The 25,955-nt window shown below is 60.7% G+C and carries 27 protein-coding genes; 19 read left to right on the top strand and 8 right to left on the bottom strand.

Annotated elements, in window-relative coordinates; genetic code table 11:
• Positions 1-71: 71 nt before the first annotated feature.
• Together AHA_RS16880 and AHA_RS16875 are read right to left on the bottom strand one after the other, a co-directional pair.
• Positions 72-476 (bottom strand): GFA family protein, encoded by a 405-nt coding sequence (locus AHA_RS16880; RefSeq protein WP_024944278.1) that lies wholly within the window; start codon positions 474-476, stop codon positions 72-74.
• Positions 477-499: 23 nt separating this feature from the next.
• Positions 500-787 carry a hypothetical protein gene (locus tag AHA_RS16875; protein ID WP_017409302.1) on the bottom strand — a complete coding sequence of 96 codons (288 nt, stop codon included), beginning with the start codon at positions 785-787 and terminating at the stop codon, positions 500-502.
• A gap of 433 nt (positions 788-1,220) precedes the next feature.
• Here AHA_RS16875 and glyA point away from each other — a divergent pair, with 433 nt between their 5' ends.
• The 6 genes from glyA (at position 1,221) to ribBA (ending at position 6,786) form a co-directional block, all read left to right on the top strand.
• Positions 1,221-2,474 carry a serine hydroxymethyltransferase gene (glyA, locus tag AHA_RS16870; protein ID WP_011707102.1) on the top strand — a complete coding sequence of 418 codons (1,254 nt, stop codon included), beginning with the start codon at positions 1,221-1,223 and terminating at the stop codon, positions 2,472-2,474.
• Between the two features lie 129 nt (positions 2,475-2,603).
• The gene (locus AHA_RS16865; RefSeq protein ID WP_165444147.1) at positions 2,604-3,038 is read left to right on the top strand and encodes a hypothetical protein; all 435 of its coding nucleotides are present in this window, start codon (positions 2,604-2,606) and stop codon (positions 3,036-3,038) included.
• A gap of 133 nt (positions 3,039-3,171) precedes the next feature.
• Positions 3,172-3,621, top strand: a complete 450-nt coding sequence (gene nrdR, locus AHA_RS16860) for a transcriptional regulator NrdR (protein WP_010675395.1) — start codon at positions 3,172-3,174, stop codon at positions 3,619-3,621.
• A 96-nt stretch (positions 3,622-3,717) separates the two neighbouring features.
• Positions 3,718-4,827: a bifunctional diaminohydroxyphosphoribosylaminopyrimidine deaminase/5-amino-6-(5-phosphoribosylamino)uracil reductase RibD gene (gene ribD / locus AHA_RS16855; RefSeq protein WP_011707100.1), complete on the top strand. Its 1,110-nt coding sequence runs from the start codon at positions 3,718-3,720 to the stop codon at positions 4,825-4,827.
• 54 nt (positions 4,828-4,881) lie between these two features.
• Positions 4,882-5,535, top strand: coding sequence for a riboflavin synthase (locus AHA_RS16850; RefSeq protein WP_011707099.1), 654 nt, complete (start codon positions 4,882-4,884; stop codon positions 5,533-5,535).
• A 141-nt stretch (positions 5,536-5,676) separates the two neighbouring features.
• Complete coding sequence (ribBA, locus tag AHA_RS16845) at positions 5,677-6,786, top strand: bifunctional 3,4-dihydroxy-2-butanone-4-phosphate synthase/GTP cyclohydrolase II (protein ID WP_011707098.1); 1,110 nt, start codon at positions 5,677-5,679, stop codon at positions 6,784-6,786.
• A 63-nt stretch (positions 6,787-6,849) separates the two neighbouring features.
• Here ribBA and AHA_RS16840 read toward each other — a convergent pair whose 3' ends face one another.
• Entirely contained in the window at positions 6,850-8,049 is a 1,200-nt protein-coding gene (locus AHA_RS16840) for a S1 family peptidase (protein WP_011707097.1), read from the bottom strand.
• A 197-nt stretch (positions 8,050-8,246) separates the two neighbouring features.
• Here AHA_RS16840 and ribH point away from each other — a divergent pair, with 197 nt between their 5' ends.
• The 8 genes from ribH to AHA_RS16800 all read left to right on the top strand — a co-directional run bounded on the left by ribH (position 8,247) and on the right by AHA_RS16800 (position 16,537).
• A complete protein-coding gene (ribH, locus tag AHA_RS16835; RefSeq protein WP_016351731.1) occupies positions 8,247-8,717 on the top strand; it encodes a 6,7-dimethyl-8-ribityllumazine synthase in 471 nt (156 codons plus the stop codon).
• Positions 8,718-8,731: 14 nt separating this feature from the next.
• On the top strand, positions 8,732-9,145 hold the full coding sequence (gene nusB / locus AHA_RS16830) for a transcription antitermination factor NusB (protein ID WP_011707095.1): 414 nt from the start codon (positions 8,732-8,734) through the stop codon (positions 9,143-9,145).
• A gap of 60 nt (positions 9,146-9,205) precedes the next feature.
• Entirely contained in the window at positions 9,206-10,165 is a 960-nt protein-coding gene (gene thiL, locus AHA_RS16825) for a thiamine-phosphate kinase (RefSeq protein ID WP_011707094.1), read from the top strand.
• Positions 10,162-10,656: a phosphatidylglycerophosphatase A family protein gene (locus tag AHA_RS16820; protein WP_011707093.1), complete on the top strand. Its 495-nt coding sequence runs from the start codon at positions 10,162-10,164 to the stop codon at positions 10,654-10,656. Before thiL ends, AHA_RS16820 begins: the two co-directional genes overlap by 4 nt.
• A 510-nt stretch (positions 10,657-11,166) precedes the next feature.
• Positions 11,167-12,891 (top strand): dipeptide ABC transporter ATP-binding protein, encoded by a 1,725-nt coding sequence (locus AHA_RS16815; RefSeq protein ID WP_011707092.1) that lies wholly within the window; start codon positions 11,167-11,169, stop codon positions 12,889-12,891.
• A 70-nt stretch (positions 12,892-12,961) separates the two neighbouring features.
• On the top strand, positions 12,962-14,518 hold the full coding sequence (locus AHA_RS16810) for an ABC transporter substrate-binding protein (RefSeq protein ID WP_011707091.1): 1,557 nt from the start codon (positions 12,962-12,964) through the stop codon (positions 14,516-14,518).
• 99 nt (positions 14,519-14,617) lie between these two features.
• Positions 14,618-15,592: an ABC transporter permease gene (locus AHA_RS16805; RefSeq protein ID WP_011707090.1), complete on the top strand. Its 975-nt coding sequence runs from the start codon at positions 14,618-14,620 to the stop codon at positions 15,590-15,592.
• 3 nt (positions 15,593-15,595) lie between these two features.
• Positions 15,596-16,537, top strand: coding sequence for an ABC transporter permease (locus AHA_RS16800; RefSeq protein ID WP_011707089.1), 942 nt, complete (start codon positions 15,596-15,598; stop codon positions 16,535-16,537).
• Positions 16,538-16,611: 74 nt separating this feature from the next.
• Here AHA_RS16800 and dxs read toward each other — a convergent pair whose 3' ends face one another.
• Genes dxs through xseB form a run of 3 tightly spaced genes read right to left on the bottom strand, consistent with a single transcriptional unit; the run spans position 16,612 to position 19,641 of the window.
• On the bottom strand, positions 16,612-18,477 hold the full coding sequence (gene dxs, locus AHA_RS16795) for a 1-deoxy-D-xylulose-5-phosphate synthase (RefSeq protein ID WP_011707088.1): 1,866 nt from the start codon (positions 18,475-18,477) through the stop codon (positions 16,612-16,614).
• Between the two features lie 21 nt (positions 18,478-18,498).
• Positions 18,499-19,389, bottom strand: coding sequence for a (2E,6E)-farnesyl diphosphate synthase (gene ispA / locus AHA_RS16790; RefSeq protein ID WP_011707087.1), 891 nt, complete (start codon positions 19,387-19,389; stop codon positions 18,499-18,501).
• The gene (gene xseB / locus AHA_RS16785) at positions 19,390-19,641 is read right to left on the bottom strand and encodes an exodeoxyribonuclease VII small subunit (RefSeq protein ID WP_164927727.1); all 252 of its coding nucleotides are present in this window, start codon (positions 19,639-19,641) and stop codon (positions 19,390-19,392) included.
• A 220-nt stretch (positions 19,642-19,861) separates the two neighbouring features.
• On the opposite strand from xseB, the gene pomA reads away from it, so the two are divergent.
• The 3 genes from pomA (at position 19,862) to greA (ending at position 22,159) form a co-directional block, all read left to right on the top strand.
• The gene (gene pomA / locus AHA_RS16780) at positions 19,862-20,620 is read left to right on the top strand and encodes a flagellar motor protein PomA (protein WP_011707085.1); all 759 of its coding nucleotides are present in this window, start codon (positions 19,862-19,864) and stop codon (positions 20,618-20,620) included.
• An 8-nt stretch (positions 20,621-20,628) separates the two neighbouring features.
• Positions 20,629-21,528, top strand: a complete 900-nt coding sequence (locus tag AHA_RS16775) for a flagellar motor protein MotB (RefSeq protein ID WP_011707084.1) — start codon at positions 20,629-20,631, stop codon at positions 21,526-21,528.
• Positions 21,529-21,682: 154 nt separating this feature from the next.
• On the top strand, positions 21,683-22,159 hold the full coding sequence (gene greA / locus AHA_RS16770) for a transcription elongation factor GreA (RefSeq protein ID WP_011707083.1): 477 nt from the start codon (positions 21,683-21,685) through the stop codon (positions 22,157-22,159).
• Between the two features lie 47 nt (positions 22,160-22,206).
• On the opposite strand, the gene AHA_RS16765 is transcribed toward greA, so the two are convergent.
• Positions 22,207-22,800, bottom strand: a complete 594-nt coding sequence (locus AHA_RS16765) for a hypothetical protein (protein ID WP_011707082.1) — start codon at positions 22,798-22,800, stop codon at positions 22,207-22,209.
• Positions 22,801-22,904: 104 nt separating this feature from the next.
• A complete protein-coding gene (gene yhbY / locus AHA_RS16760) occupies positions 22,905-23,201 on the bottom strand; it encodes a ribosome assembly RNA-binding protein YhbY (protein WP_005298134.1) in 297 nt (98 codons plus the stop codon).
• Between the two features lie 97 nt (positions 23,202-23,298).
• Here yhbY and rlmE point away from each other — a divergent pair, with 97 nt between their 5' ends.
• Together rlmE and ftsH are read left to right on the top strand one after the other, a co-directional pair.
• On the top strand, positions 23,299-23,928 hold the full coding sequence (gene rlmE / locus AHA_RS16755) for a 23S rRNA (uridine(2552)-2'-O)-methyltransferase RlmE (RefSeq protein ID WP_011707081.1): 630 nt from the start codon (positions 23,299-23,301) through the stop codon (positions 23,926-23,928).
• A 45-nt stretch (positions 23,929-23,973) separates the two neighbouring features.
• The gene (gene ftsH, locus AHA_RS16750; RefSeq protein WP_011707080.1) at positions 23,974-25,923 is read left to right on the top strand and encodes an ATP-dependent zinc metalloprotease FtsH; all 1,950 of its coding nucleotides are present in this window, start codon (positions 23,974-23,976) and stop codon (positions 25,921-25,923) included.
• Positions 25,924-25,955 lie beyond the last annotated feature (32 nt).

The raw sequence follows: 25,955 nt of genomic DNA, 5'->3' as shown, positions 1-25,955 counted from the left end.
TGACAATCCGCCGAACAAGTCGGGAAAAACGCCGCCAGAGGCGGCCTTTTCAGGGCATGTGGGCGACGGTGTCAGGCGGTGGGGCGAGTCTCGAACTGCGGCAGCTCATCGGTGATCTCGTGCCAGGGGGCCTTGGAGCCGACGAAAATGTGAAAGCCGGGTCGCTGGCTCGGTGCCGTGTCGAGAATGCCGAGGCGCAGGTTCAGCTTGCCGCTGCTGCGCTTCTCGCTGAACAGGCTGGAGCCACAGTGGCGACAGAAGGCGAGGGTGGTCTCGGGGGATTTCTGGAAGCGGCTGATGGCCTCTTCTCCTCGAGTGATGGTGACGAGCGCGCCATCCAGGCCGCCCACCGGGGCGTAATCGGCGCCGGAAAATTTGCGGCACTCGGAACAGTGGCAGTTGCCCAGGTAGTCGAAGCGGTCGGGCAGGCTCAGGGCGACGGCGCCGCACAGGCAGCTGGCGGTCAATGATGTCATCTTGCGGATCCTTGGCTGATGGGTCAGAGCTCCTCGCGATAGAGCGTCTTCTTGCAGCGGGTGCAGATATGCTGGCGCCGGAAATCGGTCTGGTGCACCAGGCCCACATCCAGTTGCTGATGGTGGCCGCAATGAATGCAGAAGATGATGTCGCCATCGATGGCTTCCGGGTGCGCTGCCAGATACTGCTCGCGGGTGGGCAGTTGATCCCACTGCGTGACAAAGGGACTCTTGCGAGTGCCGGTATAGTAGATCCAATAGAACAGCGCGAATACCGAAATAATCAGAAACAGCATCAGGTTATCCAGCATGGCTTACTCCCGTGAGGTCTGCGGTGCAAAGAGGCAAGGGGGTGACGTGAGCAGCAGTTGACCGGATGCGATGAGAGGGCCCTTCTGTTGCCGGTCGCGTCGTTGTTGCGCATGCCGGGCAACCGCTGTGCCAGCTAAAGATGTTATCTGTTAGTAAATGCTATATCCATGATCTGGCTCTGGTTTTGGCAGTTCGGCCAGTCCGGGCCCGGTCATGTTGCCTGGGCGGTGACAGGGGATCGCACGGCTGGCGTGGGTGTCGGGTGATGACTCTCACGCCGATTGGGGAGCATGGTCATTGTGAATTTTGCGACACATTTTACATTTTTTAAACAAATTTTTGGGTGGTTGGACTGTCTCTTTGATCCAGCTCACGTTACAATGCGCCTGCCCACTTCACCTATCGCGCAAACGATTTTCAGGAGAGAAACGGATGTTGAAACGTGACATGACCATTGCCGGCTATGATCCAGAGCTGTGGCAGGCCATCACAGACGAGACCCGTCGTCAGGAAGAGCATATCGAGCTGATTGCGTCCGAGAACTACACCAGCCCCCGTGTCATGGAAGCCCAGGGCTCCCAGCTGACCAACAAGTACGCCGAGGGTTACCCCTCCAAGCGTTACTACGGTGGTTGCGAGTATGTGGATGTGGTTGAAACCCTGGCTATCGAGCGCGCCAAAGAGCTGTTCGGTGCCACCTACGCCAACGTGCAGCCGCACTCCGGCTCCCAGGCCAACAGCGCCGTCTACATGGCCCTGCTGCAGCCGGGCGACACCGTGCTGGGCATGAATCTGGCCCACGGCGGTCACCTGACCCACGGCTCCCCGGTCAACTTCTCCGGCAAGCTGTACAACATCATCCCCTACGGCATCGATGAGTCCGGCAAGATCGACTATGACGACATGGAACGTCAGGCGGTCGAGCACAAGCCGAAGATGATGATCGGTGGCTTCTCCGCCTACTCCGGCATCGTTGATTGGGCTCGCATGCGGGAAATCGCCGACAAGGTCGGTGCCTGGCTGTTCGTCGACATGGCCCACGTGGCCGGCCTCATCGCCGCTGGCGTCTACCCGAACCCGGTGCCCCACGCTCACGTGGTTACCTCCACTACCCACAAGACCCTGGCTGGTCCGCGCGGTGGTCTGATCCTCTCCGCCGCCGACGACGAGGAGCTCTACAAGAAGCTCAACTCCGCCGTCTTCCCGGGTGGTCAGGGTGGCCCGCTGATGCACGTCATCGCCGGTAAAGCGGTGGCCTTCAAAGAGGCGCTGGAACCCGAGTTCAAGACCTACCAGGCTCAGGTCGTGAAAAACGCCAAGGCAATGGCTGCGACCTTCATCGAGCGCGGCTACAAGATCGTCTCCGGCGGTACCGACAACCATCTGATGCTGGTTGACCTGATCGGCCGCGAGCTGACCGGCAAAGAGGCCGATGCGGCCCTTGGTAAAGCCAACATCACCGTCAACAAGAACTCCGTGCCCAACGACCCGCGCTCCCCGTTCGTCACCTCCGGTGTGCGGATCGGTACCCCGGCCATCACCCGCCGTGGTTTCAAGGAAGCCGAGTCCATCCAGCTGACCAACTGGATCTGCGACGTGCTGGACAATCACGACAACGATGCCGTGCTGGCCACCGTACGTGAACAGGTGCTGGACATCTGCCGTCGTTTCCCGGTGTATGCCTGATAAGGGCCTTCACCCGGTTTGAGACCAATGCCACCCACGGGTGGCATTGTTTTTTTGTGGCGTTTGGCAACACAGGAGGGCCTGATGACGCTGAAGGGCGAAGAGCATAGCGGGCAAGGCAATCTGACCATGGCCAGTGAACAGCAAGACGAGGCGCTGGAGGCTGCGCTCAGGCAGGCGATCCGCGCCCAGTACCACTTTCGCGCCAGCGAGCAGGGGCTGCTGGCCTGGGACGTGCGCCGGCTGGTGCGACTGAGCCGTGATCTGCCGGTGCAGACGGTGGCGCTCGGCGAGATTGCCGAGCTCGATCAGGTGCACTGGTACGGCCATGACGCCGCCCGCCCCACGGTGCGCAGCGTGGTGGAGCACTGCCAGTTGATGATGGCGGCCGATCTCGCCTATCCCATCCTGCTGGACAGCGCCGGCCGGGTGATGGATGGCATGCACCGGGTGGGCAAGGCGTTGCTGCTGGGCCACAACCATATCGAGGCGCGTCGTTTTGCCGTGGATCCCGAACCCGATTATCAGGGCTGCGACCCAGATACCCTGCCTTATGATGACTGAGCCAGGGGCGCCTGGGTGTATGCCGTCCCTTGTTTCCACGGGCTTTTACCGGTTCCGGATGGCCGTGCTACACTGGCCGGCCTAGAGCCAGCCCCCGGGGCCGGCGCCCTTTTCCGTCAACGCCGGAGGTCCGATGCATTGCCCTTTCTGTAGTGCGGTAGATACCAAGGTGATCGATTCCCGTCTGGTGGCCGAAGGCCATCAGGTGCGCCGCCGTCGCGAATGCCTGCTCTGCCACGAGCGCTTCACCACCTTCGAGATGGCCGAGCTGGTGATGCCCCGCGTCATCAAATCCAACGGCTCGCGCGAGCCGTTCAACGAAGACAAGCTGCGCGCCGGCATCTTACGGGCGCTGGAGAAGCGGCCGGTGAGCATGGAGGCCATCGAAAAGGCGGTCAACCACATCAAGTCCCGCCTGCGCGCCACCGGCGAGCGCGAAGTCGCCTCCCAGCTGGTGGGCAACCTGGTGATGGACGAGCTCAAGAGCCTGGACAAGGTGGCCTATATCCGCTTTGCCTCCGTCTATCGCAGCTTTGAAGATATTCGCGAGTTCGGCGAAGAGATCGCCAAGCTGGAGAAGTAAGTCTTTCTTCCAAACCAGGTTGCCGCGTTCGATAACGCTGCGCTAATCGAACCTACCATATTGCGTAAGCCTGGATGTGCTGTCAGAGGAGCCCAGATGTTTAGTCAAGACGATTACCAATGGATGAGCCGGGCCCTCGAACTGGCCCGCCGCGGCCGTTACACCACGGCCCCCAACCCCTGCGTCGGCGCCGTGCTGGTGAAAGCCGGCGTGGTGGTAGGAGAGGGCTGGCACCAGCGGGCCGGCGAGCCCCATGCCGAGGTCTACGCCCTGCATGCCGCCGGTGACAACGCCCGTGGCGCCACCGCCTATGTGACCCTGGAGCCCTGCTCCCATCACGGTCGCACTCCGCCCTGCGCCGAGGCGCTGATCAAGGCCGGGGTGACCCGGGTGGTCGCCGCCATGGTGGATCCCAACCCTCAGGTGGGCGGGCGCGGCCTGCGGATGCTCTCCGAGGCCGGTATCAAGACCGATTTCGGCCTGTTGGCAAGCGAAGCCGAGGCGCTCAACCCGGGTTTTTTCAAGCGGATGCGGACCGCGTTTCCGCAGGTGACGGTCAAGCTTGGCGCCAGCCTGGATGGCCGCACCGCCATGGCGAGCGGCGAGAGCCAGTGGATCACCTCCCCGGAGGCGCGTCGCGACGTGCAGCGGCTGCGGGCTCGCCACGATGCGGTGCTCTCCAGCGCCGAGACGGTGCTGGCGGATAACGCCTCCCTCACCGTGCGTTGGGACGAGTTGCCTGCCTCGGTCAAGGCCAGCTACCCCAAAGAGACCCTGCGCCAGCCGCTGCGGGTCATCGTCGATTCGCAAAACCGGCTCACCCCGGATCTGCCGCTGCTCCAGAGCGAGGGCCCGGTGCTGCTGGCTCGCCACAAGGCATCCGGTGAGTGGCCCGCCTGGGTGCAGCAGCTGGAAGTGCCGCTGCTGGATGGCAAGCTGGATCTGGTCAGCCTGTTCATGCTGCTGGCCAAGCAGAACGTCAACTCTGTGCTGGTGGAGGCGGGACCGCGGCTGTGCGGCGCTCTGCTGGACAAGGGGCTGGTGGACGACCTGGTACTCTATCAGGCGCCCAAACTGATGGGGGATGAGGGGCGCGGCCTGTTCCACCTGCCGGGGCTGACCCGGCTGTTCCAGGCGCCCAAGCTCAACATCAAGGACGTGCGCATGGTGGGGCCGGATATCCGCATTACCGCCAGACTGGCCTGATTTATCAATGTTAAAGGGGGCGGTACCGCCCCCGTCATCAGCAAGGTGATCTGCATGTTTACCGGAATTATCGAAGCGGTGGGAACCCTGGCCGAGCTGCGCCGCCAGGGTGAGGACATGGCCCTCACCGTGCACGCACCGACCCTGGACTTTGGCGACGTCAAGCTGGGCGACTCCATCGCCACCAACGGCGTCTGCCTCACCGTGATTGCGCTGGGCGACAAGAGCTATACCGCCGACGTGTCGCTGGAAACCCTCTCCCGCACCGGTTTCGCCACCGCCAGGGTGGGCGATCGGGTCAACCTCGAGAAGGCGTTGATGCCCACCTCTCGCCTTGGTGGCCATCTGGTCTCCGGCCATGTGGACGGCATCGGCGAGGTGAAGAGCAAGTCCGCCAGCGGCCGCGCCATCGAGTACTGGATCAAGGCGCCGGGGGAGCTCTCCCGCTACATCGCCGAGAAGGGCTCGATCGCGGTGGACGGCATCAGCCTCACCGTCAACGCCGTGCGGGGGGATCTGTTTCGGCTGACCATAGTGCCCCACACCGCCGAGGAGACCACCATCGCCCAGTGGAAACCTGGCTACAGGGTCAATCTCGAGGTGGATCAGATTGTCCGCTATCTGGAGCGCTTGATGACGGGCAAGCGCGAGGAGAGCAGCGCCTCCACCCTGACCCTGGAAAAGCTGGCCCAGTCCGGTTTCCTGTGACGGCCCCTCGGCGGGAAAAACGCTTTTCTGTGATCCCGCGCCGATTGAAATGGGGCCTCCTGTGCCCCATCTAGAGCACAATAGGCAGTATCAAGCCGAGCCGACTGGCTCAATCCCCGCAGCATGTTGATGGAGTAGCCCATGGCGCTAAGCACGACCCAGGAAATCATTGCCGATATCAAGGCTGGCAAGATGGTGATCCTGATGGATGACGAAGACAGGGAGAACGAAGGGGACCTCATCATGGCCGCCTCCTGTGTCCGCCCGGAAGATATCAACTTCATGGCCCGTTACGGCCGGGGGCTCATCTGTCTGACCCTGACCCGGGATCGCTGCAAGCAGCTGGCGCTGCCGCTGATGGTCGATCGCAACAATGCCCAGTTCTCCACCGCCTTTACCGTGACCATCGAAGCGGCCGAAGGGGTCACCACCGGCATCTCCGCCGCCGACCGCGCCATCACCGTGCAGGCTGCGGTGGCGCCCAATGCCAAGGCCGCCGATCTGGTGCAGCCCGGCCACATCTTCCCGCTGATGGCGCAGGACGGTGGCGTGCTGACCCGCGCCGGCCACACCGAGGCCGGTTGCGATCTGGCCCGGCTGGCGGGTTACGAGCCGGCGTCCGTCATCGTCGAGATCCTCAACGAAGATGGCACCATGGCGCGCCGCCCCGATCTGGAGCTGTTCGCCGAGCAGCACGGCATCAAGCTCGGCACCATCGCCGACCTCATCGAATACCGCAACCAGCACGAGACCACGGTGGAGAAGGTGGCCGAGTGCAAGCTGCCCACCGAGTTTGGCGAGTTCGACCTCATCACCTTCCGCGACACCATCGACAACCAGGTGCACTTCGCCCTGAAAAAGGGTGAGGTACAGGCCGAGCAGCCAACTCTGGTGCGGGTCCATCTGCACGACGTGCTGAGCGATCTGCTGTTGACCGATCGCCACAGCGCCCGCAGCTGGCCGCTGCCCAAATCCATGGCCCGCATCGCCGACGAAGGCGGAGTGCTGGTGATCCTGGGGGCGGAAGCTCACGGCGCCGAGCTGCTGGCCCGGGTCAAGGGGTTCGAGGCGGCGGACAAGGGGCTGGCACCGGAAGGGGCCAAGTGGCAGGGCACCTCGCGCCGGGTTGGGGTCGGTTCCCAGATCCTCAAGGCGCTGGGCATCGGCAAGATGCGCCTGTTGAGCTCGCCGAAGAAGTACCACGCCCTCGGCGGTTTCGGTCTGGAAGTGGTGGAGTACGTCGGCGAATAAGCCTGATGTGATGAAATGAATATGAAGCAAGGGATGACCTCGGTCATCCCTTGTTGTTTTGCCTCAGCGGCGCCGGCGCAACCAGGCCAGCGGCAGCAGCAACAGGGCTGCGAAACCGGTGGTGCCGCCACCGCCACTGCTTGAAGTGGTCGTCGTTGTGATATCCGGAGTCTTGGTGGGCTCGCTGGTGAGACTGATCATGGCCCCTTCAAGGCGCTGGCTCGCCCCCTGTTCATTGGTGGCGGTGAGTTCAACGCCCTGCACGCGCAGGGTACCGACTGTATTGTTGCCATCGGCGCGAAGCCGCAGGGTGCAGGTTTGACCCGCTTCCAGACGGGCGGCGCAGCCGTTGCTCATGGCGGGGGCATCGCTGTAGATGCCGCTCAGGGTGACCGCCTGGTTGCTGCGGTTGGCCAGCAGGTAGTCGGCCCAGCCACTGGTGCCTGAAGGCAGGATCAGGCCGCGGACCGTGGTCAGGGTGACGCCTTGCTGCTGCTCGGCGATCCAGTCACTGAAGGCGGGGGCGTAGACATAGCCACCGGCGCTGCCGGTGGCGCAGGGGAAGGCCCCGTAGCTGGTCACGCCGACCAGTTGCCCACCATAAGTGAGCGGACCACCGCTGTCGCCTTTGCAGGTGTCCTGACCGGCCAGCTTGCCGGCGAAGATATGGGTCGTGGTCGGGTCACCGTACCAGAAGTCCCGGTCTCCCCGATAGGCGAGATCCACCGCCAGCAACTGCGGGCTGGCTTTGGTCGCGCTGGGGTCGATGCCACCGTACCCCAGGGCATGCAGCATGGTCGTGTTCTGCTGCCAGGTATCCTTGATGACGGGGTCGGCGATGGCGATCGGTGCCTGGATAACGGGGGTGGCAAGGTGCAGCAGGGCCACATCCGAGGCATTCGGGGTGTCGCGATAACCCAGATTGGTCAGCAGGTTGACGTAATACTCCGGGTGCATCAGCACCTGATCGACCTTGCTGCGAAGGTGGGGGCGGCTGAGATCACTCACCCCGATGGCCACTTCCATGGGGCCGGACTGGGCCTCGGCGACGCAGTGCGCTGCGGTGAGTACCCACTGCTTGTCGATGAGGGTGCCGCCGCAGAAATTGCTCCAATTGCCGTTGACGACTTCGCCGACGGCCACCATCCAGCTGGGGGCTGTCACGGCGCTGCCGCCGATGATGCGCGGGCTGCCAGCATCGGCCTGAGCAGCCAGCGGCAGCAGGCAGGCGAGTGCGACGCTGCTGCGTTTGAAATCCAACATACTGAACTCCTTGGTGTTATTATTTTAACCCGTAGTAGGGTGACGTATTATTATCAGGTCGGATCAGTTAAGCAAAAAGTCAATTGCGCTGTCGTTGCCAGAATTGTGATGCATGTTTTTGTCCGATTCCCCTTTGTGCTAGAATGTGCGCACTTTTGACTCCGGCCCCTTTTGATTGCACAGAGACAGGATTTCCCATGAAGGTTATCGAAGGAAATATCGCCGCTCCTGAGGCGCGCGTTGCTATTGTCGTTGCCCGTTTCAACAGCTTCATCAACGAAAGCCTGGTGGACGGTGCGGTAGACGTACTGAAGCGTCAAGGTCAAGTCCAGGACAGCAACCTGACCCTGGTGCGAGTGCCGGGCGCAGTCGAAATCCCCCTGGCCATCAAGAAGCTGGCCAAGAGTGGTCAATATGACGCCATCGTGGCGCTGGGCACCGTCATCCGTGGCGGCACCTATCACTTCGATCTGGTGGCAAACGAGAACAGCAAGGGCATGGCCCAGGTAATGATGGAATATGAAATTCCGGTTGCCTTCGGCGTACTGACCACTGAAAACATTGAACAAGCCATCGAGCGTGCCGGTACCAAGGCGGGTAACAAGGGTGCAGAGGCAGCATTGAGCGCGCTCGAAATGATCAACGTCCTGAAACAGCTGGACGTGTAACGAGGAGAAATGCATTGAAACCGTCCGAGCGCCGCAAGGCCCGCCATTGTGCCACCCAGGCCATCTACCAGTGGCAGATGACCAAGGCCAACGTGGGCGACATCGAAGAGCAGTTCAAGATCGATCAGGACACCAAGGGTGTGGACCTGAACTACTTCCGCGATCTGCTGTTCGGAGTAGCCCTCCACTGCAACGAGCTGGACAAGGTCTTCGCACCTTTCCTCTCCCGTCCGCTGGAAGAAGTGGACATGGTGGACAAGGCGATCCTGCGTCTGGCGACCTATGAGCTGACCCGTCGTGATGATGTGCCGCCGCGCGTGGCCATCAACGAAGCGATCGAGCTGGCCAAATCCTTTGCTGCCGATGACAGCCACAAGTTTGTCAACGGTGTACTGGACAAGGTGATCAAGTCGCTGAACAAGCGTTGATCCTGCTGTCCGTCAACAGCATCTAAGAGAGGAGCCAGCTTATTGCTGGCTTTTTACTGTATGGGTGAATTCGAGCTGATTGATAAGTACTTCAAGGTCCCCCACGCCCGCAAGGACGTGGTGATGGGCCCTGGAGATGATTGTGCCCTGCTGACCCTGCCCCCCGACACCCAGCTGGCGGTGAGCACGGATACCCTGGTGAGCGGCGTCCACTTCTTTCCTGACATGGATCCGGTGGATCTCGGCTACAAGGCGCTGGCGGTCAATCTCTCCGATCTGGCTGCCATGGGCGCCGAGCCGCGCTGGGTGTCGCTGGCGCTGACCCTGCCCACCATCAACGAGGCCTGGGTGGCCGGTTTTGCGGAAGGGTTCCTGGAGCTTGCCGAATACTACAACGTGGCGCTGGTGGGCGGTGACATGACCCGCGGCCCGCTCTCCATCACGGTATCGGTGAAAGGGTCGGTGCCGGCTGGCCGTGCCCTGCTGCGCAGCGGTGCCAAGGCCGGGGACGGAGTCTATGTGACCGGCACCCTGGGCGATGCCGCCCTGGCGCTCTCCCATCTGCTGGCCAAGCGAACCCTCAACGAGAACCAGCTGGCGGCCGTGCTGCCGCGCCTCGACCATCCCCATCCCCGCATTCTAGCCGGACAGGCCCTGCGCGGGCTGGCCGGCAGCGCGCTGGATCTCTCCGACGGGTTGGCCTCGGATCTCGGCCATATCCTCAAGGCCTCCGGTGTGCGAGCCCAGATCGATCTGGATCTGCTGCCGCTCTCGCCGGTGCTGCAGGATGCGGTGAGCGAACAGGATGGCTGGCAGCTGGCACTGGCCGGTGGCGATGACTATGAGCTCTGTTTCACCGTGCCGGAGGAGCATCGCGGCGCGCTGGACACGGCGCTGGCCAACTGCGGCGTCAAGTTTACCCGCATCGGCCGCATCGTTGCCGGCGAGCCGGGGATCGACTATCTGCGGGGCGAACAAACGGTGGCGCTGGAACTGAAAGGGTGGGACCACTTCGCATGAGCCTGTTCACGATAAAGCCCGAGCTGAGGCGGCTGAACCTGAAGCATCCGCTGCACTTTCTGGCGGTGGGTTTTGGCTCCGGCCTCTCGCCCAAGGCGCCGGGTACCATGGGGACGCTCGCCGCCATCCCCCTTTACCTGCTGGTGAGCGGTCTGTCGACACCCTGGTTCATTGCGCTGCTGATAGTGGGCTTCGTGGCGGGCATCCGTATCTGCCAGAGCGCCACCGATGCCATCGGCATGCCGGATCACGGCGCCATCGTCTGGGACGAGGTGATCGGTTTTGGGGTCACCATGATAGCGGCCCCGGCCGGCTGGGAGTGGGTGCTGGCCGGCTTCGTGCTGTTCCGGTTGTTCGACATCCTCAAGCCCTGGCCCATCTCCTGGTTTGACCGCCGCATTCATGGCGGCCTCGGCATCATGCTGGACGATCTCATCGCCGGCCTGTTCGCCCTGTTTTGTATGCAATCACTGGCATACTGGCTGGGTTGAGGGTGACAGCAAGGGGGAGCGCCATGCTGGCATCCCCCTATATATCTCTGTTTAGTTTTCATTCATCGGCATATGCTGCCGTTAAAAAATCATTTCACATAAATATTCACTACTCATTCGAAGCTTAAGACTATTGTGTCAATAGTGAATATTCCCGCCTGTTACGCCATTGTTGAAAGTAAAAGCACTAGCCAGGCATTTTATCGGTCATATAGTCTGTATATGTGATAGGAGTCATGATTTATGACTGCTGACTTGGCTGCTAACTGAGCAAAGTATTGCGAAATTGTATAACCCGATCATTTACACTCGCCGCCAAACCGTCTAAGTTACTCGCGGGTTATTCCAAAAAAATGCAAAAAACCCGCCCGGATCGCTGGTTTCGTTGTCTCATGGATTGAGCGTTTTGCAGTCACATCAAGCACTCAAGATCACCCCAAGGCACGACCGGCATCTGCGGCCGATTTACGGACGAATTATTTGGGACGGATGTCCCCCGCAGAGGTAAACATGTCCTTGCTCGAAGTGAAAAACTTGCGGATCGAGTACCCCTCCCGCTACGGGGTGCTGGCCGCAGTGAAGGATCTCTCTTTTTCCGTTGAAAAGGGGGAGATAGTCGGTGTGGTAGGCGAGTCCGGTGCCGGCAAGTCCACCATAGGCAACGCCGTCATCGACCTGCTGAGCCCCCCTGGCCGTATCGCCCGTGGCGACATCTATCTCAATGGCGAACTCATCTCCGGCAAGAGCCAGAACGAGATGCGGGCCATTCGAGGGTCGCGCATCGGCTTCATCTTCCAGGACCCCATGACCTCCCTCAACCCGCTGTTTACCGTCGAACGGCAGCTGGTTGAAACCATTCTGGCCAATACCGACCTCACCCGTGAGGCGGCCTTTGCCAAGGCGCTTTCCCTGATGGCTGCGGTGGGGATCCCGCAGCCTGAGCTGCGTATCAAGCAGTATCCTCACCAGTTCTCCGGTGGCATGCGCCAGCGGGTGGTGATTGCCATCGCCCTCTCCGGCGACCCCGAGCTCATCATCGCCGACGAGCCGACCACTGCGCTGGACGTCTCCATTCAGGATCAGATCCTTCAGCTCATCCGCAACCTCTGTAAAGAGCGGCAGGTGGGCTGCATGCTGGTGACTCACGACATGGGCGTGGTGTCCAACGTCACCGACAAGGTGGCAGTCATGTATCGCGGCGATCTGGTGGAGTTCGGTACCACCGAACAGGTGCTGGGTCGCCCCAACCACCCCTATACCCGCAGCCTCATCTCGGCGGTGCCCCGCTCGGATGTGAAGCTGGTGCGCTTCCCGCTGGTCTCCTATATCGAGGACGCCGGTGCGGCGGATACCAGCATCGATCTCAAGACCCACTGGCTCGGCCAGAGTCAGGACGAGCGCGCCTATGAAGGGGCGCTGCTGCGGGTGGAGAACGTGGATCTGAAGTTCGTCACCAAGGATTCCCTGTTCCCGAGCCGCCGTCAGTACGTGCGGGCCTGCAACAACATCAGCTTCGAGATCTTCGAGGGTGAAACCTTCGGCCTGGTGGGGGAGTCCGGCTCCGGCAAGTCGACCATCGCCCGTGCCATCACCGGCCTCTATCCGCCCGATACCGGCAAGATCTTCTTCGAGGGGATCGATCTGACCGCGCTCAAGGGCGAGCATGAGCGGCGCCCGCTGCGCCGCCAGATGCAGATGGTGTTCCAGAACCCCTACTCCTCGATGAATCCGCGCATGAAGGTGCGCGACATCATCGCAGAGCCGATTCGCTTCCATAAGCTGGCCGGCAGCGAGAGCCAGATCGAGGGGATCGTGGGGGATCTGCTGGATCATGTCGGTCTCGGCCGCGGTGCCGGGGTCAAGTATCCCCACGAATTCTCCGGCGGCCAGCGTCAGCGCATCTCCATTGCCCGCGCCCTGGCGACCCGGCCACGCTTCCTTATCTGCGATGAGCCCACCTCGGCGCTGGATGTCTCGGTGCAGGCCCAGATCCTCAACCTGCTCAAGGATCTGCAGCAGGAGCTTGGCCTCACCATGCTGTTCATCAGTCACGATCTGCCAGTCATCCGCCAGATGTGCGATCGCATCGGGGTGATGCAGCACGGTCATCTGGTGGAAGTGGCGGAGACCGAGAAACTCTTTACCAATGCCGAGCATGAGTACAGCCGCAAGCTGATCTCCCTCATGCCGGAGTTCAAGGGAATGTCCCGCGAGGGGCTGGAAATCGCAAGCTAGGAAAGGGGCGGCCCGCCGCTCTGCTTGTCAAAAAAAGTGTCAATAAAAAGCCAAAAGCATGGAGAAAGACATGAAGAAAGGATTATCCAAGATTGCCCTGGCGCTGTTTGCCGCCGGTTTCGCTTTTAACGTTTCCGCCGTCGACATCAAGGTTGCCGTCGCCTCCGATGCCACCTCGCTGGATCCGCAGGAGCAGCTCTCCGGTCAGACCCTGGAGATGTCCCACCTGGTGTTCGACCCGCTGATGCGTTACACCCAGGACCTGAAATTCGAGCCGCGTCTGGCCGAGAAGTATGAGCGCATCGATGACAAGACCGTGCGCTTCTTCCTGCGCAAGGGCGTCAAGTTCCACTCCGGCAACGACTTCACCGCCGATGACGTGGTGTGGACCGTCAACCGTCTGAAGTCCTCCGTCGATTTCAAGGCCATCTTCGACCCCATCGCCGAAGTGAAGAAGGTCGATGAGTACACCGTCGATCTCGTCACCGCCAAGCCGTTCCCGCTGGTGCTGCAGACCGTCACCTATATCTTCCCGATGGACTCCAAGTTCTATACCGGCAAGACCGAAGCGGGCAAAGACAAGGCCGAGATCGTCAAGAACGGCGACTCCTACGCCTCCACCCACGTCTCCGGTACCGGCCCGTTCAGCGTCAAGTTCCGCGAGCAGGGCGTGAAGCTGGAGTACACCCGCAACGCCAACTACTGGGACAAAGCCTCCAAGGGCAACGTCGACAACCTGACCGTGGTGCCCATCAAGGAAGACGCCACCCGCGTGGCGGCCCTGCTGGGTGGCGACGTGGACGTGATCTACCCGGTTGCGCCGAACGATCTGGAGCGCGTGAAGAACGGCAAGGACACCCAGCTGGTGACCCTGTCCGGTACTCGCGCCATCATCATCGAGCTGAACCAGAACACCAACCCGGCGCTGAAAGACAAGCGCGTGCGTCAGGCGATCAACTACGCCATCAACCAGGTGGGCATCGTCGAGAAGATCAACAAAGGCTTCGGCACCCCTGCCGGCCAGCTGAGCCCGAAAGGCTATGCCGGTCACAACGAGGCGCTCAAGCCCCAGTATGATCTGGCCAAGGCCAAGCAGCTGATGAAGGAAGCCGGTTATGAGCAGGGCTTCAAGATGAGCTTCATCTCCCCGGCTGCCCGCTACGTCAACGACGTCAAGATTGCCCAGGCCGTCTCCGCCATGCTGGCCAAGATCAACATCAAGGTGGATCTGAAGACCATGCCGGTGGCCCAGTACTGGCCTGAGTTTGACAAGTGCGCCGCGGACATGCAGCTGATCGGCTGGCACTCCGACACCGAAGACAGTGCGAACTTCTTCGAGTTCCTGACCTTCACCAAGGATGCCAAGACCGGCATGGGCCAGTACAACTGCGCCGGTTATGCCAACGCCGAGGCTGACAAGCTGGTCGAGCAGGCCAACGCCGAGACCGATCCGGCCAAGCGTGCCGAGATGTTGAAGAAGGTCGAAGCCATGCTGATCGACGACGCTGCCTATGTGCCGCTGCACTGGGAAGATCTGGCCTACGGCGCCAAGAAGAACGCCGACATCAAGCCGGTGGTCAACGTGATGAACTTCCCTTACTTCGGCGACCTGGTGGTCGGCAAGTAAGCGAAGGTTGCAAGGAAGGACGGGGCGGGGTGGTCAGCCGGCCACCCCGCCTGCTAACAGAAGCCTGTGCCATGACACAGGCCACGTAGAAGGACAAGCATGTTTACATTCCTGCTGAAACGGTTCTATCAGGCCGTGATAGTGATGTTCGTCATCAGCCTGGTCGCCTTCTCCATCCAGGACAACCTGGGGGATCCGTTGCGCGAGCTGGTGGGACAATCCGTCTCCGAAGCCCAGCGCCACGAATTGCGCGAGAAGATGGGCCTCAACGATCCTTTCCTCGTCAAATACAGCCGCTTCTTGAAGAACGCGGTACACGGGGATCTGGGTACTTCCTACTTCTTCAAGCGACCCGCCCTCGAGGTTATCCTCGACAAGCTGGTGGCTACTCTTGAGCTGGTGTTTGGCGCTGCGCTGATCATCGTGGTGGTCTCCATTCCGCTTGGGGTCTACTCGGCGATCCGCCCGCACAGTATACCGACCAAGATCATCATGGCGGGGAGCAGCATCGGCATCTCGATCCCGGTGTTCCTGACCGCCATCATGCTGATGTATCTCTTCTCCATCCAGCTGGGCTGGCTGCCGGCCTATGGCCGCGGCGAGACCTACAACCTGCTGGGCTGGGAGTCGGGCTTCTTCACCTGGGACGGCATCAAGCATTTGATCCTGCCCTGCGTGGCGCTCTCCTCCATCATGCTGCCGCTGTTCATCCGGTTGGTGCGCTCCGAGATGCTGGAGCAGCTCTCCTCCGAGTACGTCAAGTTCGCCCGTGCCAAGGGGCTGGACAACAACAAGGTCTACTACAGCCACGCTCTCAAGAACACCATGCTGCCGGTCATTACCGTCGGTGGTGTGCAGATCGGTACCATGGTGGCCTATACCATCCTGACCGAGAGCGTGTTCCAGTGGCCGGGGACCGGCTTCCTGTTCCTCGAGGCGATCCACCGGGTCGATACGCCCCTCATCACCGCCTACGTCATCTTCGTCGGGCTCATTTTCGTGGTGACCAACACCCTGGTCGACCTGCTTTACGGGTTGATCAACCCGACCGTCAACCTGACCGCCAAGGGGTAACAGATGACTAATGCTGTGACTGCAAGCCCAAGCCGTTGGGCTCGTTTTAAAAATTCCGACATCGTCTACTACTTCCTGCGGGATAAGGTAGCCATGTTCAGCTTTGCGGTGTTCGTGGTGTTCGTACTGGCGGCGCTGCTGGCACCCTGGCTGGCCCCGTACAACGTCTACGACCAGACCAGCTTCGATCTGATGGATGCCGAATTGCCGCCCTCCTGGCTGGAAGGGGGCGAAGAGCGCTTCTGGCTCGGTACCGACAACCAGGGGCGCGACATCTGGAGCACCATCCTCTATGGCGCCCGCATCTCGCTGACCATAGGTCTGTTCGCGGTGGCGCTGCAGCTGGTGCTCGGTATCGTCATCGGGCTGATGGCCGGTTACTTCGGTGGCCGCATCGACAGCCTGTTGATGCGCTTTGCCGACGTGCAGCTGTCGTTCTCCACCATGATGGTGGCCATCATCATCTCCGCCATCTTCCAGGCGACGTTTGGTTCCGAGTTCTACTCGAAGTTCGCCATCCTGATGCTGGTGGTGATCATCGGTATCGCCGAGTGGCCGCAGTACGCCCGAACCGTGCGCGCTTCTGTGCTGGCGGAGAAGAAGAAGGAGTATGTGGAAGCGGCCAAGGTGATGGGCTTTCGCGCCCCGCGCATCATGTTCCGCCACATTCTGCCCAACTGCCTGTCGCCGATCCTGGTCATCTCCACGGTGCAGGTGGCCAACGCCATCATGAGTGAGGCAGCCCTCTCCTTCCTCGGTCTGGGGATGCCGGTGGATCAGCCGTCGCTGGGCTCGCTCATCAGCGTGGGTTTCAACTACATCTTCTCCGGTTCCTGGTGGATCACCGCCTTCCCGGGCATCTGCCTGGTGGTGCTGGTGCTGGTCATCAACCTGTTGGGTGACTGGCTGCGGGATGTGTTCAATCCCAAGCTCTACAAGGGCTGATGGTCGCGGATAAACCAACGAGACAAACAAAAAGGGCGCCATAACGGCGCCCTTTTACTGTGTGTGCTGAGGGGTCAAGCCTGCAGCCACTGCTCGATGCTGCGCTGGATGCCGGTGCCATCGAGCCCCAGCAGAGCGTAGATCTCCTCCTGGGTACCCTGTTCGACGAAGCGATCCGGCAGGCCGAGGTTGAGCACCGGCTTGCACTGTTTGCTGCGCATCAGCAGCTCGTTCACCGCAGAGCCTGCACCGCCCATGATGGCGTTGTCCTCGAGGGTGACGAACTGATCGTGAGTCGCGGCCAGGGAGAACACCAGCGCCTCGTCCATCGGTTTGACGAAGCGCATATCCACCAGGGTGGCATCGAGCGCCTCGGCTGCCGCTTTGGCCTGTTGCAGCAGGGTGCCGAACGCCAGGATGGCGGTGCCCTTGCCCTGACGCACAATGCGGCCCTTGCCGAGCGCCAGCGCCTGCATCTCGCTCTCGACCTGGATGCCGGTGCCACTGCCGCGGGGGTAGCGTACCGCCGCCGGCCCGTTGCACTGGTAGCCGGTGTAGAGCATCTGGCGGCATTCGTTCTCGTCGGATGGGGTCATGATCACCATGTTGGGCACGGTGCGCAGGAAGCTGATGTCGAACGCCCCCTGATGAGTGGGGCCATCGGCCCCCACCAGACCGGCCCGATCGATGGCGAACAGCACCGGCAGCTCTTGCAGCGCCACATCGTGGATCAGCTGGTCGTAGGCCCGCTGCAGGAAGCTCGAGTAGATGGCGACCACCGGCTTCTGGTCGGCGATGGCGAGACCGGCGGCGAAGGTGACCGCATGCTGCTCGGCGATGGCCACGTCGAAGTAGCGATCCGGATACTGCTGGCTGAACTTCACCAGGCCGGAGCCTTCGCGCATGGCCGGGGTGATGCCGACCAGCCGCTCATCCTTGGCCGCCATGTCGCACAGCCACTGGCCGAAGATGGCGGAGAAGCTCGGCTTGCCGCCGCTCGCCTTGGGCAGGGTGCACTCGTCCGGATTGAACTTGGGCACGCCGTGATAACCGATGGGGTCCTTCTCGGCAGGCTCGTAGCCCTTGCCCTTCTTGGTCTTGACGTGCAGCAGCTGCGGCCCCTTGAGGTTGCGCATGTTGCGCAGGGTCTCGACCAGAGCGTTGATGTCATGGCCGTCGATGGGGCCTATGTAGTTGAAGCCAAACTCCTCGAACAGGGTGCCGGGCACCACCATTCCCTTGAGGTGCTCCTCGGCCCGCTTGGCCAGCTCCTTGACCGGCGGCAGGCCGGCCAGCACCTTCTTGCCACCCTCGCGGATGGTGGTGTAGAGCTTGCCAGACATGATGCGGGCCAGATGGTTGTTCAGTGCCCCGACATTTTCGGAGATGGACATCTCGTTGTCGTTGAGCACCACCAGCATGTCCTTGTGGACATCGCCGGCGTGATTGAGGGCCTCGAACGCCATGCCGGCGGTAATGGCACCGTCGCCGATCACCGCAACCACCTTGCGCCCCAGCCCTTCGCTCTCGGCCGCGACTGCCATGCCGAGCGCCGCACCGATGGAGGTGCTGGAGTGGCCGACCGAGAGCACGTCATATTCGCTCTCGCCGCGCCAGGGGAAGGGGTGCAGACCGTCTTTCTGGCGGATGCTCTGCATCCGATCGCGGCGACCGGTGAGGATCTTGTGGGGATAAGCCTGGTGGCCCACGTCCCACACCAGCCGATCGAACGGGGTGTTGTAGACGTAATGCAGCGCCACCGTCAGTTCGACGGTGCCGAGCCCGGAGGCAAGATGGCCACTGGAGCGACTCACCGAACGCAGCAGATATTCACGCAGTTCGTTGCACAGTACGGGCAGTCGCTCGAAGGGCAGGGATCGCAACTCGACCGGCGTATCCGCGAGGGCCAGGTTGGGGAAATTGCTTATATCAACGCTCATATTGTTACTGTTATCCAGCGTTTAGTGGGTTCGCTCGATGATGTAATCGGCAAACGCTTCCAGAATGTCGGTATTGTAGGGCAAAGATTGCAAGGCTGTTAAGGCTTTACCATGCAGTTCGCGAGCCAGCTCACGGGCATTGTCGAGCCCCAGCAGCGCCGGATAGGTACTCTTTTCCTGCGCCAGATCGGAACCTTGTCGCTTGCCGAGGGTGGCGGTATCGCCCGTGATGTCGAGGATGTCATCCTGCACCTGGAAGGCGAGACCGATGGCGGCGGCATAGGTTTGCAGCGCGCTCAGGGTGGTTTCATCCACGTCCGCCTTGCACAGGGCGCCAAGCGCCACGGCGCACTCGATGAGGGCCCCGGTCTTGTGACGGTGTACCTGTTCCAGCTCGGCGATGGAGATCTGGCGACCTTCCGCCTGCAGATCCAGTGCCTGGCCGCCGCACATGCCGAGATAACCCGAGGCGCGGGCCAGCCGGCTCAGCATCCGTACCCGGTTGGCCAGCAGCGAATCCGGCATCGGGTGATCGGCCAGAATGGTGAAGGCCAGGGTCTGCAGGGCGTCGCCGGCCAAAATGGCGGTACCTTCATCAAATGCCTTGTGCACCGTCGGCTGACCGCGACGCAGATCGTCGTTGTCCATGGCGGGCAGGTCGTCGTGCAGCAGGGAGTAGGCGTGGATGCACTCCACCGCGGCGGCCGGGCCGTCCAGCAGTTCGTTCTTTACGCCCAGCATCTCGCCGACGGCGTAGACCAGGAAGGGGCGCACTCGCTTGCCGCCCAGCAGCAGGCCGTAGCGCATGGCATCGCGCAGACGAGGGGCCATTGCGGGCAAGGATTCAAGTTGTGCAGACAGACAGTCGTCAATACGTTGCCGGTGCAGGCGGGAAAAATCGTCCAGCGTCACTCACTCCTCTCCTTGCTCTGGCTGGAAGGGGGCGGCTTGCTCGCTGCCATCGGCCTGAGTCAGCAGGATCTGGATCTTCTGCTCGGCCTGCTCCAGCTTCTGCTGGCCGGCCCGCACCAGATGAATGCCCTGCTCAAACTGCTTGAGGGCCTCTTCCAGCGGCAGGGAGCCCTGTTCCAGTTGATGAACTATGGTTTCCAGCTCTTCCAGAGTGGCATCAAAACTCAGGCGGTCGATTTTTTTACTGGCCATGTCCATCCTCGGGGATTGAAAAAAACGGCTTATCTTAACATCGACGACGGGCAGGGGGGAGGCAGAAAAATGCCGTCGGCTTAAACTCTCGGAAAAGTGGCCGATAATAAGCCATCTTCCGAACGGGGAAAATTGTGGCAACCCTTGCCGCTGATGAGCCAATAGCAGAAAATTCAACAAACTGCAGATACAACAAATTTCAGCTGACAGGAGTAGGGATGTGGATTTAGGCAGTCTGATAGGCATAGTGCTGGGGTTCGGGGTGGTGGTGTACGGCATGCTGCTGGGTGGCCCCATGAGCATGTATGTGGATATGCCCTCGGTCTATATCACCATTTTGGGTTCTCTGTTCATCTGTATGATGAAGTTCAACCTCGGCCAGTTTTTGATGGCGTTCAAGGTGGCTGGCAAGGCCTTCATGTACAAGGGGGACAAGCTCGATGACCTGATTGCCAAGGCGGTGGAACTGGCGGACGCGGCCCGCAAGGGGGGCTTCCTGGCCCTGGAGGCGGCGGAGATCCCCAATACTTTCATGAAGAAGGGCATCGACATGCTGGTGGATGGCCATGACGCCGACGTGGTGCGGGCGGTGATGGAGAAGGACATCGAACTGACCTCGGAGCGCCACGTCATCGCCGTCAAGGTGTTCCGCTCCCTGGGGGATCTCGGCCCCGCCATGGGGATGATAGGTACCCTGGTGGGCCTGGTGGCCATGCTGGCCAACATGAGCGACCCCAAGTCCATCGGCCCGGCCATGGCGGTAGCCTTGCTCACCACTCTGTACGGGGCGATCGAGGCCAACATGATCGCCATCCCCATCGCCGACAAGCTGGAGCTGCGCAGCGGTGAGGAGCAGCTGAGCCGCACCCTGATCCTCGACGCCATCATGGGCATTCAGGACGGCCAGAACCCGAGAGTGATCCAGGCCATGCTGCAGAACTACCTGAACCAGTCCAAACGCAACAACGGGACCGAATAGGAGCGCGCATGGCAAAGTGCAAATGCCCACCTCCCGGTCTGCCCGGCTACATGGGAACCTTCGCCGACCTGATGTCGCTGCTGATGTGCTTCTTCGTGCTGCTGCTCTCGTTTGCCGAGATGGACGTGCAGAAGTTCAAGCAGATTGCCGGCTCCATGGAGAAGGCGTTCGGGGTGCAGAATATTCTCGAGGTGAAGGACATCCCCAAGGGAACCTCCGTCATCGCCCAGGAATTCAGGCCGGGTCGCCCGGAGCCGACCCCCATCGATACCATCATGCAGCAGACCATGGACATGACCCAGACCGAGCTGGATTTTCAGCCCGGTGATGCCGATCAGGCCGGCGGTCATGACAAGAGTGAAGAGAAGCTGGTGGGGGGCGACACCCAGCAGGAGGCGCAGAAACAACAGCAGCAGGAGCAGTCCAACGCGCTGGCCAAGGCGCTGGCGGATCAGATGAAGGCACAGATCCAGGATGGCGCCATCGAAGTGGAGGCGCTGGGTCAGCAGATCATCATCCGGATCCGGGAAAAAGCGGCCTTCCCGGCGGGATCCGCCTTCCTGCAGCCCCAGTTCTGGCCGGTGGTGCGCAAGGTGGCAGCCCTGCTCAAGGATGTGCCCGGCGAGATCACCATTTCGGGCCACACCGATGATGCCGCCACCGAGGATGAGCTGTTCCAGTCCAATTGGGAGCTCTCCTCCCAGCGGGCGGTGGCGGTAGCCCACCAGATGATCAAGGTGCCGGGCTTCGATGGCGGCCGGTTGGTGGTACAGGGCATGGCCGATTCCCAGCCGCTGGTGCCCAATACCAGCCCGGAAAACCGGCGCATGAACCGGCGGGTGGAGATCTCCATCATGCAGGGCAAACCGACGGTGTCAGCCCCGATCAGCGCGCAGGAGCAGAAATAGTTCCGGCAAATTCTGATGAGAAAGCGCGATCCTGCTCGCAGGGACTGACATGGATTTTGTGCCGGCTTCATATTAAGATGCCTCATCCGAACCGACAGCTGCGGCTCTCTCTGATAGCCGCAGCTTCTCTTTTCAAGCAACCCAGGTTTCGACTATGAATCATACTCCGATGACTGTTCGCGGCGCTGAAAAGCTGCGTGAAGAGCTCGAATATCTCAAGACTGAGCTGCGTCCGCAGATTATCGAAGCGATTGCAGATGCCCGTGAACATGGTGATCTGAAAGAAAACGCCGAATACCATGCTGCCCGCGAGCAGCAAGGCTTCTGTGAAGGCCGTATCCAGGAAATCGAGAGCAAGCTCTCCAACGCCCAGGTGATCGACATCACCAAGATGACCAACAATGGCCGCGTCATCTTCGGGGCAACCGTGACTCTGCTCAAGAGCGAGACGGAAGAAGAGGTGGTCTACCGTATCGTGGGCGACGACGAGGCGGACATCAAACAGAACATGATCTCCGTGAATTCCCCCATCGCCCGTGCTCTGATCGGCAAGGAAGTGGACGATGTGGCCATCGTCAAGACGCCGGCAGGCGATGTGGAGTACGAGATCCTGGAAGTTGCCTACCTCTGAGGTAGCTTGATGCCAGAACAGGGGAGCCCCGGCTCCCCTGTTTGTATTTAGCGGGGCTGGTAAGCCTGGGTGAAGGCGTCCTGATGACGTTGAAACATCCAGTTGCGCAGCAGTTCAAGGTCCACTTTGGCCATCTGGAAATGCAGGGCCCAGCCCTGGATGCCGTTGCGACGATGAATGTGTCTGACCAGCTCTGCGCTGAGCGGCAGGGGGGCGAGATCCTCAATGAGCAGGCTGCCCGTCAAGGTGGCGCCGACGGCCAGTCCGGGCGGCAGGCCCTCGACGACCAGACCATCGAGCGACAGGCTGTGCACCAGATACTCGTGCTCACCCATCCTGAAGCTGGCCTGCTCGTCCAGCCGCCAGGTGCGCGGATGGGGATAGCCCAGCTCCTTGATGACGGGGGCGGCGATGCGTGGCTCGACAAAGCCATCATCCCCTTGAGTGAAGCGCAGCGGAAAACGGAGCTGATGTCCGGCAAAACGGGCTTCCAGCACCAGCTGGTCGGCACGTTGCAGCAGGCCTAGCAGGGGAGTGGCGAGATAACCGCTCAGGGATTGACCGGCGGCCGTCTCCTGATCGCTTCCCAAGTCCCGTAGCATGGCCAGTTCATCTTCGGTGAGAATCTGATGGTGATCCATAGCGGGTATCCACGAGTATTCATCGCAGGTTAAGGGCCTGGCGACTACTTTGGCAAGCGACTTGGGAAGAGGGGAAATGAAGGAAAGAGCGATGCTCTTTCCTGTTACTTGCGGGGCAGTTGGATTTTCGGCTCGTTGGCTTGACGATAGATGGTCAGCACGTGGCCGATGCTCTGTACTTTCACCGCGCCGGTTTCACGGACGATGGCATCCATAACCAGCTGTTTCATCTCACGATCTTCAGACGCAACCTTAACCTTGATCAGCTCGTGGTGGTTGAGCGCCAGATCGATCTCGGCCAGCACACCTTCGGTCAGACCGTGTTGTCCCAGCAGGACGACCGGCTTCAGACTGTGGGCAAGGCCCTTGAGGTACTGTTTCTGTTTATTGTTGAGAATCATGGCAATTTCTTCATAAGTCAGGGTTGAAAGGGGCGTATTCTACCCCCACTTAGCCCTTAATACTAATAACCCTTGTGGTTTTTTAAAGTCGACGATCATGACCCAGAAAAAACATTCCCCCAGTTCAACCCGCTGGTTAAAAGAGCATTTTGACGATCAATACGTCAAAAAAGCCCAGAAGTTGGGACTGAGATCCCGTGCCGTGTTCAAGATCGACGAGATCCAGGGCAAGGACAAACTGCTCAAGCCGGGCATGACGGTGGTGGATCTGGGGGCGGCCCCCGGTGGCTGGTCCCAGTTTGCCATCGACCAGGTCGGTGACAAGGGCCGGGTGATCGCCTGCGATATTCTGCCGATGGATTCCATCGCCGGTGTCGATTTCCTTCAGGGCGACTTTCGGGAGGAAACTGTACTGGGCGCCCTGCTTGAACGGGTAGGTCCGGACAAGGTTGACGTCGTCATGTCCGACATGGCGCCCAACATGAGCGGTACCCAGCAGGTGGATCAGGCCCGTTCCATGTATCTGGTCGAACTGGCACTGGACATGTGCAACCAGGTCCTGCGGGCCAACGGCAGCTTCGTGGTCAAGGTGTTCCAGGGGGAGGGGTTTGATATCTATCTCAATGAAATCCGTAAACTTTTCACTGCTGTCAAGATTCGTAAACCAGACTCGTCTCGTGCCCGTTCACGAGAAGTCTACATTGTGGCTACCGGTTTTAAACTGTAGTACCCTAACCTTCATCGTTAACTGTCAGTCTGCGAGGTTACTGATTTGAGTGACATGGCGAAAAACCTAATCCTGTGGCTGGTCATCGCCGTCGTGTTGATGTCGGTGTTCAATAGCTTCAGCCCCAGCGATACCACCAGTCGCCAGCTGGACTATTCCAGCTTCGTTAAAGAAGTGACCCAAGAGCAGATCCGTGAAGTGCGGATGGATGGCAAGGTCATTAATGGCGTCAAGCGCACCGGTGAACGCTTCACCACCATCATCCCGGCGCCGGATCCCCAGCTGCTCAACGACATGCTCAATCACAATGTCAAAGTGATGGGCGAGAAGCCGGAAGAGCCGTCTCTGCTGACGTCCATCTTCATCTCCTGGTTCCCGATGCTGTTGCTGATCGGTGTCTGGGTCTTCTTCATGCGTCAAATGCAGGGCGGTGGTGGCAAGGGGGCCATGTCGTTCGGCAAGAGCAAGGCTCGCCTGATGAGTGAAGATCAGATCAAGACCACCTTTGCCGACGTGGCTGGCTGTGACGAGGCCAAGGAAGAGGTGAAGGAGCTAGTCGACTATCTGCGCGATCCGAGCAAGTTCCAGAAACTGGGCGGCAAGATCCCTACCGGCGTGCTGCTGGTTGGTCCTCCCGGTACCGGTAAGACCCTGCTGGCCAAGGCCATTGCAGGTGAGGCCAAGGTGCCCTTTTTTACCATTTCGGGTTCAGATTTCGTCGAAATGTTCGTGGGTGTCGGTGCCTCCCGGGTACGCGACATGTTCGAGCAGGCCAAAAAGTCTTCTCCCTGCATTATCTTCATCGACGAGATCGATGCGGTCGGTCGCCAGCGTGGCGCCGGTCTGGGCGGTGGTCATGACGAGCGTGAGCAGACCCTGAACCAGATGCTGGTCGAAATGGATGGCTTTGAAGGCAATGAAGGCATCATCGTCATCGCCGCCACCAACCGTCCTGACGTACTGGACCCGGCCTTGCTGCGTCCGGGTCGTTTCGACCGCCAGGTCGTGGTCGGTCTGCCGGATGTCCGTGGTCGCGAACAGATCCTGAAAGTGCATATGCGCAAGGTGCCGTTGGCGGATGATGTCAATCCGGCGTTGATTGCCCGCGGTACCCCCGGTTTCTCTGGTGCTGACCTGGCTAACCTGGTCAACGAAGCCGCCCTGTTCTCGGCCCGCGAGAGCCGTCGCGTGGTCTCCATGGCCGAGTTTGAAAAGGCTAAGGACAAGATCATGATGGGTGCGGAACGTCGCTCCATGGTGATGAAAGAGTCCGAGAAGGAGATGACGGCCTATCATGAAGCCGGTCACGCCATCATTGGTCGTCTGGTGCCGGATCATGACCCCGTCTACAAGGTCTCCATCATTCCGCGCGGTCGTGCGCTGGGTGTGACCATGTACCTGCCGGAGCAGGATCGCTGGAGCCACTCCAAGCAGCATCTGGAGTCCATGATCTCCAGCCTGTACGGCGGTCGTCTGGCGGAAGAGCTGATCTACGGTGCTGAGAAGGTATCGACCGGTGCGTCCAACGACATCGAGCGCGCCACCGACATCGCCCGCAAGATGGTGACCCAGTGGGGCATGTCCGAGCGTCTCGGCCCCATGCTCTACGCGGAAGAAGATGGCGAAGTGTTCCTCGGTCGCAGCATGGCCAAGGCCAAGCACATGTCCGACGATACTGCGCGCGTCATCGATGCCGAGGTCAAGCAGGTCATCGATCGCAACTATGCCCGCTCCAAGCAGATCCTGCTGGACAACATGGACGTGCTGCACAGCATGAAAGATGCGCTGATGAAGTACGAGACCATCGATGCCAAGCAGATCGACGATCTGATGGCTCGCCGCGAAGTGCGTGCCCCCAGCAACTGGCATGATGAGCACGGTGATACCCCGCAAGGCGGTGCCACGGTTGCAGCAGAGGCCAAGCCGGCGGTAGCCGAGACCGAGCAGGTGGCTGATGTCGATATCGACAAGGCCAACGATCTGCCGGCCAAATAAATCGTGATGATACAAACCCCGGGCTGGCCCCG

Source organism: Aeromonas hydrophila subsp. hydrophila ATCC 7966 (assembly GCF_000014805.1).
Taxonomy (GTDB): domain Bacteria; phylum Pseudomonadota; class Gammaproteobacteria; order Enterobacterales; family Aeromonadaceae; genus Aeromonas; species Aeromonas hydrophila.
Note: the sequence above shows the minus strand (reverse complement) of the source record. Positions and strands in the feature narration are given on the sequence as shown.